This is a genomic window from Labedella endophytica (genome assembly GCF_003990045.1).
Taxonomy (GTDB): domain Bacteria; phylum Actinomycetota; class Actinomycetes; order Actinomycetales; family Microbacteriaceae; genus Labedella; species Labedella endophytica.
Window position 1 is genome coordinate 336,498 of the sequence record NZ_RZGZ01000003.1, and the last position, 13,618, is coordinate 350,115.

Here is a 13,618-nt window from a genome sequence, read left to right on the forward strand (position 1 = left end):
GTGGGTCTCCTTGCTGGGTGAGGGCTTGCGGATCGCGCGGGTCGCCGGAGCGACCCGCGCGGATCGTCAGTCGAACGAGAGGGACGCCGCCTCGTTGTTGAGGATGACGACCGGGGTGATCGTCGGGTGGCCGGCGGCGCGGATCTTCGCGAGATCGAAGCGCAGCAGCGGCGTTCCCGCCGTGACTCGCTGGCCGGTCTCGACGAGCGTCGTGAAGCCGTCCCCCTTCATCTCCACGGTGTCGATGCCGACGTGGACGAGCAGCTCGGTGCCGTCGGAGAGGACCACGGCGACGGCGTGGCCGGTGTCGAAGACGTGACCGATGGTCCCGTCCGCTGGAGCGACGACCGTGTCACCGGAGGGCTCGATCGCGAGTCCCGGGCCCATGATCGCCTCGGCGAAGGTGGGATCGGGTACCTCGGACAGGGGCACGACCCGTCCCTCGACAGGCTGGCGCAGACGGATGGTCGTGGCTGTCACGGTCGTCGTCGTGGTCCCCTCGGGCTCCGCGAGTCGCGTGTTCTCGGACGGCGCGCTCGTGCGCCCCGCCATCAGATCCTCCATCGCGTCCTTCACGAACTGCACGTTGAGGCCGTAGACGACCTGCACGCTCGTCCCGCCCGGCTTCATCGTCCCGGCGGCTCCCGCCCGCTTGAGAGCGGCGTCGTCGACCTTCGAGACGTCGGCGACCTCCATGCGCAGGCGCGTCGCGCAGTTCTCGAGCTCGACGATGTTCTCCCGCCCGCCGAGCGCGTCGAGGAAGCGAGCAGCGGTGGCCCGGTATCGCTCGTCGGTCGATCCGGCGGGTGCGTCCTCGTCGCCCGGTTCGTCGTCCTCGCGGCCCGGCGTCTTCAGGCGGAAGCGCAGGATGACGAAGCGGAACACCAGGAAGTAGACGACGAACCAGAACACGCCCATGACGAGGATGATCCAGGGATTCTGGGCCATCGGGTTCATCCACTGGAGGACGAGGTCGATGAAGCCGCCGGAGAACCCGAAGCCCATCCGCACCGGGAGGAGCGCGCTGATCGCGAGGGAGATTCCCATGAACAGCGCGTGGATCACGTAGAGCACGGGGGCGAGGAACATGAAAGCGAACTCGAGCGGTTCGGTCACGCCGACGAAGAACGAGGACACGGCGCCGGAGAGGAGGAGACCGGCCGCGACCTTCTTGCGCGTTGTCTTCGCCGTCACATACATCGCGAGCGCTGCGCCAGGCAGGCCGAACATCATGACGGGGAAGAAGCCGGTCATGTACTGTCCCGTGACCCCGTAGGTGCCGGTGCCCGAGAGGAAGTTGTTGAGGTCGTTGATCCCGGCCACGTCGAACCAGAACACGCTGTTGAGCGCGTGGTGGAGACCGAGCGGGATGAGGAGACGATTCATGAAGCCGTAGATGCCCGCACCGAGCGGGCCGAGGGTCACGATCCACTCGCCGAAGCCGACGAGGCCGCCGAAGACGATCGGCCAGACCACGTAGAGCACGAGGGCGAGCACGAGCGAGACGCCCGCGGTCACGATCGCGACGGAGCGCTTGCCGGAGAAGAACGAGAGCGCGTCGGGGAGCTTGGTGTCTTTGAACCGGTCGTAGCAGTAGGCGCCGATGAGCCCGCAGAGGATACCCACGAAGACGTTCTTGATGAACCCGAACGCCGGGTCCACCTCGGCTTCGGCGATTCCCTGAATACCGGCGACTTTGGAGGGGTCGAGGAGGGTCGTCACCACGAGCCACGATACGAGGCCCGCGAGTGCCGAGGTTCCGTCGCTCTTCTTGGCCATACCGATCGAGATACCGATGGCGAAGAGGAGCGCCATGTTGTCGAGGAGCGCTCCTCCTGCGGCCGCGAGGAAGATCGCAGCGATGTTGCCATCATCGCCGGTGGCGCTCCTGATCCAGAATCCGATTCCGGACAGGATCGCGGCGACGGGCAGGACGGCGACCGGGAGCATGATCGACCGGCCGAGCTTCTGGAAGAACTTCATCGAGACCTCGCAAAGAGTAGGGGATGGAGGGGAGAGAGGGTGCTGGCGGTGCGGGCGTCGCAGGCTCCGGACGGGCCGGGCGGTTTTCTTGTTAGGACGGTACACTAAATCGACGCGGCGAACTAGTGTGGGTTCATGACCCCCTCGCCTCCACCCGCCTCGTCGCCGATCGTGGAGGCGAACGGATCACAGACGGTCGCCCCGGACGCCCCGCGGAAGAGCCACCCGGCTGACGCCCGGTCGCGCAATCGGTCCCTCGTCCTCGGGTTGCTCTTCCACGACGGCCCGCTGAGCCGCGCCGAACTCGCCCGTCGATCCGGACTGACGCGGGTGACGATGTCCGATCTCGTCGGGGAACTCGTCGACTCGGGGCTCGTGATCGAGCAGGGGATGCAGTCGCGGAGCGGTCGCGGGAAACCCGGCATGCTCGTCGACGTCGATCGGAGCGCGCTGCACGTGATCGCGATCGACCTCTCGCGACCGCAGAGCTACGTGGGGGCCGTCATCTCCCTCCTCGGGGAGGAGGCAGTTCGTCACTCCGTGCCCTGGCCCGAGGGGGACAGCGCGAGCGCCGAGGCGGCAATCGTGGAACTCGCACAGCGGCTGCAGGCGGCTGCGCCCGGTCGTGTCCTCGGCCTCGGGGTCGCCACGCCGGGAATCGTCTCGCCGTCCGGAGTCGTCGAGACGGCTCCGAACGTGGGCTGGACGGGGTTCAACATGCAGAGCGCGCTCGCCCGGGCGGTCCCCGTCCCGGTGCACATCGCGAACGACGCGAATGCCGCGGCCGTGGGGGAGCACCTCCTCGCAGGCTCGAGAGGCGACCTCCTGCTCGTGAAGATCGGCCGCGGTGTCGGCGCCGGGATCCTCGTGCGGGGCGAGCTCGTGATCGGAAGCCACATGGCGGCCGGCGAGATCGGGCACGTGACGGTCGGAACCGACCCGGGCGACGCCCCGACGTGCGCGTGCGGGCGTCGGGGTTGCCTCGAAGCCTGGGTCTCGATCCCGGCCGTGCGGCGTCGGCTCGCCGACGGCGACGCCGGCGTCGTCCGCGACGCGGGGGAGCGCCTCGGCATCGCGCTCGCTCCGATCATCGGCGCTCTGAACCTCGAGGAGATCGTGGTCGCGGGTCCGGAGGACCTCCTCGGTCCTGACTTCCGAGAGACGCTCGTGTCGACCCTGCAGGAGCGCACCCTCCCGACGCAGCGCCGCACGATCGACGTGCGACGGGCGACCTACGGGGACGACGCTGTGCTCCGCGGCGCCGGCGCGATCGTCCTCACCGCCGAACTCGGCATCCGCTGACGGATCAGTCCGGGTGCGTCAGATCCAGCTGGGCAACCAGTAGTGGAGCCGGATGAAGACGTCCGGCACCCACGTCGCGGTCCACATCGGGAACCAGAACGCGCTCAGCAGGGCGGCGACACCGAGGAACACCGCGACGATGACGAGCCCGGTCCCGCGGCGCACCGTGTCCCCGTCGCGCGGCCCCACGATCCACCCGATCGCGAAGACGAGCGCGAGGAGGAGATACGGCTCGAACGCGATCGTGTAGAACTGGAACACCGTGCGCTCCGGGTACAGCAGCCACGGCCCGTAGCCCGCCAGGATCCCCGTGAGCACGAGGCCGATCCGCCGGTCCGGGCGTGTGATCATGCGGTAGACGAGGAACAGCAGGACGGCGACGGCGGCCCACCAGATGAGCGGGTTGGCGATCGCTGTGATGGCTTCGGCCCCGCCGGGGGTCGCGGAGTACCACATCGACGTGGGCCGCAGCATGAGCAGCCAGGTCGTCGGCGAGGCCTGGTACGGGTGCGGCTGGCTGAGCCCCACGTGGAACGTGTACATCGACGAGTGGTAATGCCAGAGGCTCTGCAGCGCGGTGGGGATCCAGGCGAAAGGCCCCGTCCACGCGTTGCCCGCCTGGTCGGCCCACGTCCGGTCGTAGCCGTCGTCGCCGAGCAGCCACCCCGACCAGCTCGCGGCGTAGACGACGAGGGCCACCGGGACGAGGAGCAGGAACGTCGCCGGCCCCTGCTTGAGGATCGCGGCGCTCCAGAAGAACGGGATGCCGGCCCGTCTCCGGGCGAGGGCGTCGACGACCACGAGGTAGACGCCGAAGACGGCGAGGAAGTACAGGCCCGACCACTTCACGCTCGTGGCGAGCCCGAAGGCGACGCCGGCCGCGATGACCCATGGTCGGGTCCAGAACACCGGGCCCCAGGGCGGCAGGGGCCCCGGCCCCCGGCGCACGAGCCACGCGTCGAGGCGCCTCCTGACCCATTCGCGGTCGAGGATGACGGCGCCGAACCCGAGGAGCGCGAAGAACATCACCATCGTGTCCAGCAGGGCGACGCGGGACATCACGATCGCGTGGCCGTCGATGGCGAACAGGCCTCCGGCCACCACGGCGAGGGCGGTGGAGGAGAAGAGACGACGCGCGATGAGGGTGAGGAGGAGGACCGAGAGGATGCCCACGACGGCGGTGCCGATACGCCACCCGACGGCGTCCGTCCCCTGCCCCACGAGGGCCATCCCGAGACCGATGATCCACTTGCCGAGCGGTGGGTGCACGACGTAACTCGGATCGTCCAGCCAGCCGTTCACGTCCCCCGCCGCGAACGCGTCGTCCGCTCCGTCCGGCCAGGACCGCTCGGCCCCGGTGTTCCACAGGGTCCAGGCGTCTTTGACGTAGTAGGTCTCGTCGAAGACGAGCGCGTGGGGGTGACCGAGGTTCCACAATCGCAGCACGGCGGCGAGGAGGGTCACGATGGCCGGGCCGCCCCAGTACCAGAGCGCGCGTCGGCCGGGTGTGCCGAGCACACGGGCCCACCATGCATCGATCCGCGTGGGCTCCGTCCTGACGCGGGAGACCCGCGCGTCACGGCGCCGAACCGTCGCCGACGGTGCTGCCGCGACGACCTCGTCGAAGGTCGCGCTCGAGCGCTCGCCGTCCGAGCCGGTCACCGTCACGGTGACCATGGTAGGCGAACGGCGCGATCGGGCCCGTGAGCGCGCTGACAGCCGGCGCCTGCTGACAGGCGACGTGCTGAGACCGCCACAGCCTCCTGACACACTGGGGGGATGATCGTCCTCGGCGCCACCCCCATCGGAAACCTCGGAGACGCCTCTCCCCGTCTCGTCGAGGCGCTGCGCACCATGCCGGTCGTCGCGGCGGAGGACACGCGCACGACCATGCGCCTGCTCGCCGCCCTCGGGGTGGAGGAGCGACCGCGGCTCATCGCCCTCCACGACCACAACGAGCGCGAGCGCGCCGGCGACCTCGTCGAGCTCGCTCGCGAGGCCGACGTGCTCGTGCTGAGCGACGCGGGCATGCCGACGGTCTCGGATCCCGGCTACCACCTCGTCGAGGCCGCCATCGCGGCGGGCGTCGCGGTGAGCGTCATCCCCGGCCCGAGCGCGGTCATCTCGGCGCTCGCCGTGTCCGGGCTGCCGACCGACCGCTTCAGCTTCGAGGGATTCCTCCCGCGTCGCCCGGGGGAGCGACGGAGCGCGTTCGCGGCCCTCTCGACCGAGCGACGCACGATGGTCTTCTTCGAATCCCCCCAACGGCTCGCCGAGAGCCTCGCCGCCGCGGCGGAGGCCTTCGGGCCGGGCCGCCGAGCCGCGGTGTGCCGGGAGCTCACGAAGAAGTTCGAGGAGGTGCGTCGCGGCGGGCTCGGGGAGCTCGCCGATTGGGCGGCCGAGGGAGTGCGCGGTGAGATCTGCCTCGTGATCGAGGGCGCCGCGCCGAGCACCGTCACGATGGAGACGGGCACGGAGCAGGTCCTCGCCCTCGTCGCGGCGGGTGCACGCCTCAAGGAGGCCTCCGCCGAGGTCGCCGAGGCCACGGGACTCGGCCGGCGTGAGCTCTATCAGGCGGTCCTCGACGCCCGTCGCACGCCCTGACCGGCCAAAGACACGCGGCGCTCGCCGCCGTCGCCGCGTCCTAGGATTGACTCCATGTCTTCAGGCCGTTCCTTCTACATCACGACGCCGATCTTCTACGTCAACGATGCCCCGCACATCGGGCACGCGTACACGGAGGCGGCGACCGACGTGATGAGCCGCTGGCACCGCCAGGCCGGCGACGACACCTGGTCGCTCACGGGCACGGACGAGCACGGCGAGAAGATCCTGCGCACGGCCGTCGCGAACGGCGTCACGCCGAAGCAGTGGGCCGACCGCCTCGTCGCCGAAGCGTGGAAGCCGCTGCTCGAGACACTCGACATCGCCAACGACGACTTCATCCGCACGACGGACGAGCACCACGAGCGCAACGTGCAGGCGTTCCTGCAGAAGCTCTACGACGACGGCCACATCTACGCGGGTGAGTACGAGGGGTACTACTGCGTCGGCTGTGAGGAGTACAAGCAGTCGAGCGAGCTGCTCGACGGCACCGGCGAGTACGCGGGCCAGCTCGTCTGCGCCATCCACTCGAAGCCCGTCGAACTGCTGCGCGAGCGCAACTACTTCTTCCGCATGAGCGCGTTCGCCGATCGCCTGCTCGCGCTCTACGACGACCGTCCCGACTTCGTGCAGCCCGATTCGGCGCGTAACGAGATCGTCCAGTTCGTGAAGCAGGGCCTCAACGACCTCTCGATCTCGCGGTCGAGCTTCGACTGGGGCGTCAAGGTGCCGTGGGACGAGACCCACGTCGTCTACGTCTGGTTCGACGCGCTCCTCAACTACGCCACGGCCGTCGGCCTCTCGGACGACCCGGAGGAGTTCGCCCGCCGCTGGCCCGCGACCCACGTGGTCGGCAAGGACATCCTGCGCTTCCACTCGGTGATCTGGCCGGCCATGCTCATGGCCGCGGGCCTCGAGGTGCCGAAGCAGGTCTTCGCGCACGGCTGGCTGCTCGTCGGCGGCGAGAAGATGTCGAAGTCGAAGCTCACGGGCATCGCGCCGCGCGAGATCACCGACACCTTCGGCTCCGACGCGTTCCGGTACTACTTCCTGCGGGCGATCGCCTTCGGTCAGGACGGCTCCTTCAGCTGGGAGGACCTGCACGCGCGCTACCACGCCGAGCTCGCCAACGGCTTCGGCAACCTCGCCTCGCGGGTGATCGCGATGGTCGGTCGCTACGAGGACGGCGTGCTCCCCGCCGCCGGTGAGTCCACGGAGGCCGAAGAGGCCATCCAGAGGATCGTCGCCGATGCGACGACGACGGCCGACGCGGCGATCGATCGCCTCGCGGTGCACGAGGCGATCGGCGCCGTCTGGACGATCGTCGACGCGCTCAACGGCTACATCACCGAGCAGGCGCCGTGGGTGCTCGCGAAGGACGAGGCTCAGCGCGACCGGCTCAGGACGGTGCTCTACACGGCGACCGAGGGGCTGCGGGCGCTCGCGGTTCTGCTGTCCCCGGTGCTCACGAAGAGCACCCCGATCCTGTGGAACGCGATCGGGGCGCAGGAAGCGCTCGGCGATCTCCGCGAGCAGCCCCTCCGCGACGCCGGCCGCTGGGGTCAGCTCCCGTCGGGGGCGACCGTGTCGCCACTCGAGCCGCTCTTCCCCCGCATCGACCTCGCGACCTCCTGAGCCCCCGACGATGGCGGACGATTCGCACCTGAGATCGCGCTCCGAGCAGGGGCGTCGCGACCGGCGCTGGCCGGAGGAGCCGCAGCCCCTCGCGGTCGCCGTCTACGACAACCACACCCACCTCGAGGTCGCCGACGGTGACGACCCCCTCGACGTCGCGACGCAGCTCGAGCGCGCCCGGGCCGCGGGGGTCCGCGGCGTCGTGCAGGTGGGAACCGACGTCGCGACGTCGATCTGGAGCGCCGAACTCGCGGCCATCGAGCCCCGCGTGCTCGCCGCGGTCGCGATCCACCCGAACGACGCCCCGGAGCTCGCCGCCGCCGGCGAGCTGGAGGCCGCGCTCGAGACGATCGCCGAACTCGCCTCCCGCCCCCGCGTGCGCGCCGTCGGCGAGACGGGCCTCGACTTCTTCCGTACGGGAGAGGCGGGGCGGGACTCCCAGTTCGCGTCGTTCGAGGCCCACATCGACATCGCGAAGCGCACGGGGACCGCGCTGCAGATCCACGACCGGGACGCCCACGAGGCGGTCGTCGAGACGCTCCTGCGCGTCGGCGCCCCGGAGAAGACCGTCTTCCACTGCTTCTCGGGCGACGAAGCCCTCGCGCGACTCTGCGCCGAGAACGGCTGGTACCTCTCGTTCGCCGGCACCGTGAGCTTCTCGAACGCCGGGCGCCTGCGCGAGGCCCTCGCGATCGCCCCCCGCGAGCTCGTGCTCGTCGAGACGGACGCCCCGTACCTCACCCCGACTCCGTTCCGCGGTCGGCCGAACGCCCCATACCTCATCCCGCACACGCTGCGGTCGATGGCGGAGACGCTCGACGTGCACGAGGACGAGCTCGCCGCGTCGATCGCGGCCAACACGGAGCGCGTCTACGGCTCGTGGGACCTCGATGCGGCGGTGTCGGAATGAGCGAGGTCCGCCTGCTGGGACCCGCGGAGATCCGGGATCTCGCCGAGGCTCTCGACCTGCAGCCCACGAAGAAGCTCGGTCAGAACTTCGTCATCGACGCCAACACGGTGCGGAAGATCGTGGCGACGGCCGGCGTTCGCGAGGACGAGACGGTCGTCGAGATCGGGCCGGGGCTCGGGTCGCTGACCCTGGGGCTGCTCGCTGCGGGCGCTCACGTCATCGCGGTGGAGATCGACGGCCGGTTGGCCGCCCAGCTGCCGGAGACCGTCGCTCTCCTCGCCCCCGACGCGGCCCTCACCGTGGTGCACGAGGACGCGATGCGCATCCTCGAGCTGCCGGGGGAGCCCGTCCGCCTCGTCGCGAACCTCCCGTACAACGTGTCGGTGCCGGTGCTGCTCCACTTCCTCGAGCACTTCCCCCTCCTGCGGTCCGGCGTCGTCATGGTTCAGGCGGAGGTCGGGCACCGACTCGCGGCGCCCCCGGGATCGAAGGTCTACGGGTCTCCGAGCGTCAAGGCCGCGTGGTACGGCGTGTGGCGCACCGCCGGGAATGTGGGGCGCCAGGTGTTCTGGCCCGTCCCCAACGTGGACTCCGTGCTCGTCGCCTTCGATCGCGCCGCGGAGGAACCGGGCGACGAGCGCCTCCGGCGGGCGACCTTCGATGTCGTGGACGCGGCGTTCGGGCAGCGGAGAAAGATGCTCCGTCAGTCGCTCTCGACGCTGTTCGGCGATTCTGCTCGTGCGAGCGCCGCGCTCGAGCAGGCGGGGGTCGCGACGACGGCCCGCGGCGAGGAGCTCGGCGTGGAGAGCTTCATCGCCATGGGCCGTGCGCTCCTCGCCGTGCGTGGCACCGGCGACGCGACCTGACGCGATTCCGACCTCCGGGCCTGGTCTAGGTTGGAAGCATGGGAGACCCGGACGTGAACGGCTCGGTGCACGTTCGTGCCCCGGGCAAGATCAACGTCTTCCTCCGTGTGGGCGAAGTGCGCGAAGACGGCTACCACGATCTCGCGACCGCCTATCAGGCCGTCTCGCTCTACGAAGACGTCGTCGCCTCCCACGACGACGGTTTCTCCGTCTCGTTCACGGGATCCGTCGACGTCTCGGAGCTGCCGACCGACGCCTCGAATCTCGCGGTGCGCGCGGCACGAGCCCTCGCTCGGCGCACGGGGTACCGCGGGGGCGTGCGCCTCGAGATCGACAAGAACGTCCCGATCGCCGGCGGCATGGGCGGCGGGTCGGCTGACGCCGCGGCGACGCTCGTCGCGTGCGACGCCCTCTGGGGCACCGGCCTGTCACGCGAACAGCTGCTCAGACTCGCCGCCCGGCTCGGGGCCGACGTGCCGTTCGCGCTCATGGGCGGCACCGCGATCGGCACAGACAGGGGCGACCGGTTGTCTCCGGCCCTCGCCCGCGGCACGTTCCACTGGGTCCTCGCGTTCTCCGACGTCGGCATGTCCACGCCGGACGTCTACACCGCGCTCGACGCGCACCGCGAGCGCTACGCCGCGGACATCCGGCCCCTGACCGAGACGCCGACCGTGGAGGCCCACGTGCTCCAAGCCCTACGGGCCGGGGATCCGGAGATGCTCGCGGATTGCCTCTCGAACGACCTGCAGGCGCCCGCTCTGCGGCTGCGCCCGGATCTCGCCGACGTGCTCGAACTCGGAGAGACGAGCGGGGCGCTCGCGGGCATCGTGTCCGGGTCCGGCCCGACCGTCGCGCTCCTCGCCGCGGACGCCGAGTCTGCGATCGATCTGCACATCGCGCTCAGCGCGTCTGGACTGCGCGCGGCGCGGGTGACGGGCCCCGTCGCCGGCGCGCGCGTCGTCTCCGACTGACCGGCGAATCGACCTGACCGGCGAATCGACCTGACGAGTGAATCGACCTGACGAGCGGAGCGACCGGTTGTCGCTCTCGCCGACGGACGATCCCGGAGGCCGAGACTCTCGTCTCGACCACCGGTCACGCAAGACCCGGATCACTGCGGAGGATCGCGGTCGGGTGGACTCCTGGGGAGCCCCGCGCGGTCGAGTGATCTCAGGGGTCCTTCCCACGCTAGGGGGATCGCGATGGTCAGGGTCCAGCCTCCGCCATTCAGAACCGTCGATTCTCGACAGGGCCTACGTGCCGCATCGGTCGCACGCGGGCCCATCAGTCCACGCCGATCGCGGCGGGAGGACGTCGTCACCGAGACGTGCAGCGACTCGGCGATCTCGCGGTCGGTCGGGCCCGCCGAGTGCCGACGCGCGGATCGAACGTGTGCATCCCGGGTAGTCTCGACGGGTGGCACATCTTCTCGGGGCTGAACGGCTCCGCCTCGAGTACCCGACCCGCGTCGTCTTCGACGGCGTCACCGTCGGGGTCTCCGAAGGCGACAGGATCGGCGTCGTCGGTCGTAACGGCGACGGCAAGTCGACCCTGCTCTCGCTCCTCGCCGGTCGGCTAGAACCCGACGACGGACGCGTGACCTCGCGCCGCGGTGTGAGCATCGGCATGCTCGACCAGGGCGACGTCCTCGACCCGTCGCTCACCGTCTCCGCCGCGATCGTCGGCGACCGCGCCGACCACGAGTGGGCGAGCGATTCCCGCATCCGCGACGTCATCGCGGGTCTCGTCTCCGACATCGCGTGGGACGCTCAGCTCTCGACCCTCTCCGGAGGCCAGCAGCGTCGCGTCGCGCTCGCCGCCCTCCTCGTGGGTGATTGGGACGTCGTCATGCTCGACGAGCCCACGAACCACCTCGACGTCGAGGGCATCGCGTGGCTCGCGAAGCATCTGTCCGCACGGTGGGGCTCGTCCTCCGGCGGACTCGTCGTCGTCACACACGACCGGTGGTTCCTCGACGCGGTGTCCACGACCACCTGGGAGGTCCACGACGGCGTCGTCGAGGTCTTCGAGGGCGGATACGCCGCCTACATCCTCCAGCGGGTCGAGCGCGATCGGATGGCCTCGGCGTCCGAGGCGCGACGCCAGAACCTCATGCGCAAGGAGCTCGCGTGGCTGCGGCGCGGAGCCCCTGCTCGTACGTCGAAGCCGAAGTTCCGCATCGACGCGGCCACCGAGCTCATCGCGGACGAGCCCCCGCCCCGCAACACCATCGCCCTGTCCCGGCTCGCCACGGCGCGACTCGGCAAGGACGTCGTCGACCTCGAGGACATCGGCGTCGCCTTCGACGGGCGGCAGATCCTCGACGGCATCACCTGGCGCCTCGCCCCCGGCGAGCGCACCGGGATCCTCGGCGCGAACGGAGCGGGCAAGAGCACGCTCCTGTCCCTCGTCGCCGGGTCGCTGCAGCCGACCACCGGGAAGGTGAAGCGCGGCAAGACCGTCAACGTCGCGACCCTGTCCCAGCGTCTCGAGGAGCTCGAGGGCCTCGAGCACGAGCGCGTGCGCGACGTCGTCGGGCGGCTGCGTACCGCCTACACGGTGGGCGACAAGGACCTCTCTCCCGGTCAGCTCCTCGAGCGGCTCGGGTTCTCGAGCGCGCAGCTCTCCACGGCGATCGGGGAGCTCTCGGGCGGCCAGCGCCGTCGCCTGCAGCTGCTCCTCGTGCTCCTGTCGGAACCGAACGTGCTCATCCTCGACGAGCCCACGAACGACATGGACACGGACATGCTCGCCGCGATCGAGGACCTCCTCGACGAGTGGCCGGGCACCCTCATCGTCGTCTCGCACGACCGCTACCTCGTCGAGCGGGTCACCGATCAGCAGTACGCGGTCATGGGTGGGAAGCTCCGCCACCTCCCCAACGGCGTCGACGAGTACGTGAGGCTGCGCGCGCTCGAGGACGACGCCCGCTCGGGGTCGCTCCACGAGTCGTCGTTCCAGGCGTCGAACGCGACCTCCGCCGCGGCGCCCACCGCGTCGGGACTCAGCGGCTCCGAGCGACGCACCGCCGAGAAGGAGCTGTCCGCAGCCGAGCGCCGCATCGTCAAGCTCGAGAAGGAGAAGGAGTCCCTCCACCTCCAGCTCGCGGAGGCCGACCAGAGCGACTACGCGAAGCTCGGCGCCGCCCAGAGCCGCCTCGAGGAGATCGCCGACGAGGTCGACACCCTCGAACTCCGCTGGCTCGAACTGCAGGAGCAGCTGGGCTGAGTCCTCGGCTCGCGGCCGTGACGTCCCCCATGTTCCGCCGTGTTACGTCGCGGACCGAGACGTCCGCCGTGCCTGCCTACCCTGGATGAGGCGGCTTCGCACAGGCGTGCCGCCCACAGACATCACAGCACCGCTGCACCACAGCATCACCGTGTCACAGCACCACGCACCAGGAGGAACCATGCCCACACGTAAAAAGCTCGCCGCCTCCATTGCGGGAATCGCGGTCGTCGGACTGCTCGCCGGCTGCGGCGGAGCGTCGGACGCCCCCGCTGCCGACGACAAGGGCACAGACGCGAACCCCGTCACCATCGGCGTCGTCGGCGCGAGCGACCCCTACTGGGAGACGTACGTCGACGCGGCGGCCGACGAGGGGATCTCCGTCGAACTCGTCGACTTCGCGGAGTACACGCAGCCGAACCCCGCCCTCAGCGAGGGCGAGATCGACATCAACCAGTTCCAGCACATCGTCTACCTCGCGCAGTACAACGAGGAGGCCGGTCAGGATCTGCAGCCGATCGGGTCCACGGCGATCTACCCGCTCCCGCTCTACTCCACCGAGTACGACTCCGTCGAGGACATCCCCGACGGCGCGGAGATCGCCATCCCGAACGACGAGAGCAACCAGGCGCGTGCGCTCCTCGTGCTCCAGTCCGCCGGGCTCATCGAGCTCGAGGATGGTGGGACCATCTTCTCCACGCCCGACGACATCATCGCCGAGGACTCCCGCGTGACCGTCAACCCGCTGTCGGCGGACCTCACGGCGACATCGCTCCCCGACGTGGCCGGAGCGATCATCAACAACGACTTCGCGACGAAGGCGGGCCTCTCGCCCGACGACGTCATCGCGCAGGACGACCCGGAGGACGCGAACGCGCTGCCCTACGCCAACGTCTTCGCGACCCGCTCGGCTGACGCCGACAACGAGGTCTACGCGCAGCTCGTCGAGATCTTCCAGGACACGACCACGGTCACCGACGGTCTCATCGAGAACTCCGGCGGCACGGCCGTCCTGCTGAAGACCCCCGTCGAGGACCTCGTGTCGTCGCTCGAAGCGGTCCAGTCGGACATCGCCGACGTGGGCTGA

General features: G+C 70.0%; 10 protein-coding genes. 8 read left to right on the plus strand and 2 right to left on the minus strand.

The genetic code is table 11. The features are described 5' to 3' along the window. Positions 1-66 precede the first annotated feature (66 nt). Positions 67-1,983, minus strand: a complete 1,917-nt coding sequence (gene nagE, locus ELQ94_RS12620; protein WP_127050710.1) for an N-acetylglucosamine-specific PTS transporter subunit IIBC — start codon at positions 1,981-1,983, stop codon at positions 67-69. 135 nt (positions 1,984-2,118) lie between these two features. Between nagE and ELQ94_RS12625 the strand changes: the two genes are divergently transcribed. Then, positions 2,119-3,285, plus strand: coding sequence for an ROK family transcriptional regulator (locus ELQ94_RS12625; RefSeq protein ID WP_127050711.1), 1,167 nt, complete (start codon positions 2,119-2,121; stop codon positions 3,283-3,285). An 18-nt stretch (positions 3,286-3,303) separates the two neighbouring features. Here the strand turns inward: ELQ94_RS12625 and ELQ94_RS12630 are convergent, their stop codons facing one another. Beyond that, the gene (locus ELQ94_RS12630) at positions 3,304-4,953 is read right to left on the minus strand and encodes a dolichyl-phosphate-mannose--protein mannosyltransferase (protein WP_243697005.1); all 1,650 of its coding nucleotides are present in this window, start codon (positions 4,951-4,953) and stop codon (positions 3,304-3,306) included. 111 nt (positions 4,954-5,064) lie between these two features. Between ELQ94_RS12630 and rsmI the strand changes: the two genes are divergently transcribed. The 7 genes from rsmI to ELQ94_RS12665 all read left to right on the plus strand — a co-directional run bounded on the left by rsmI (position 5,065) and on the right by ELQ94_RS12665 (position 13,618). Continuing rightward, positions 5,065-5,889: a 16S rRNA (cytidine(1402)-2'-O)-methyltransferase gene (gene rsmI, locus ELQ94_RS12635; RefSeq protein WP_127050713.1), complete on the plus strand. Its 825-nt coding sequence runs from the start codon at positions 5,065-5,067 to the stop codon at positions 5,887-5,889. Positions 5,890-5,943: 54 nt separating this feature from the next. Further along, on the plus strand, positions 5,944-7,524 hold the full coding sequence (gene metG, locus ELQ94_RS12640; protein ID WP_127050714.1) for a methionine--tRNA ligase: 1,581 nt from the start codon (positions 5,944-5,946) through the stop codon (positions 7,522-7,524). A gap of 10 nt (positions 7,525-7,534) precedes the next feature. Beyond that, positions 7,535-8,434 (plus strand): TatD family hydrolase, encoded by a 900-nt coding sequence (locus tag ELQ94_RS12645; protein WP_127050715.1) that lies wholly within the window; start codon positions 7,535-7,537, stop codon positions 8,432-8,434. Further along, positions 8,431-9,300 (plus strand): 16S rRNA (adenine(1518)-N(6)/adenine(1519)-N(6))-dimethyltransferase RsmA, encoded by an 870-nt coding sequence (gene rsmA, locus ELQ94_RS12650; RefSeq protein ID WP_127050716.1) that lies wholly within the window; start codon positions 8,431-8,433, stop codon positions 9,298-9,300. Before ELQ94_RS12645 ends, rsmA begins: the two co-directional genes overlap by 4 nt. A gap of 38 nt (positions 9,301-9,338) precedes the next feature. After that, positions 9,339-10,274: a 4-(cytidine 5'-diphospho)-2-C-methyl-D-erythritol kinase gene (locus tag ELQ94_RS12655; protein WP_127050717.1), complete on the plus strand. Its 936-nt coding sequence runs from the start codon at positions 9,339-9,341 to the stop codon at positions 10,272-10,274. A 445-nt stretch (positions 10,275-10,719) separates the two neighbouring features. After that, positions 10,720-12,531 carry an ABC-F family ATP-binding cassette domain-containing protein gene (locus ELQ94_RS12660; RefSeq protein WP_127050718.1) on the plus strand — a complete coding sequence of 604 codons (1,812 nt, stop codon included), beginning with the start codon at positions 10,720-10,722 and terminating at the stop codon, positions 12,529-12,531. Positions 12,532-12,712: 181 nt separating this feature from the next. Then, the gene (locus ELQ94_RS12665; protein WP_127050719.1) at positions 12,713-13,618 is read left to right on the plus strand and encodes a MetQ/NlpA family ABC transporter substrate-binding protein; all 906 of its coding nucleotides are present in this window, start codon (positions 12,713-12,715) and stop codon (positions 13,616-13,618) included.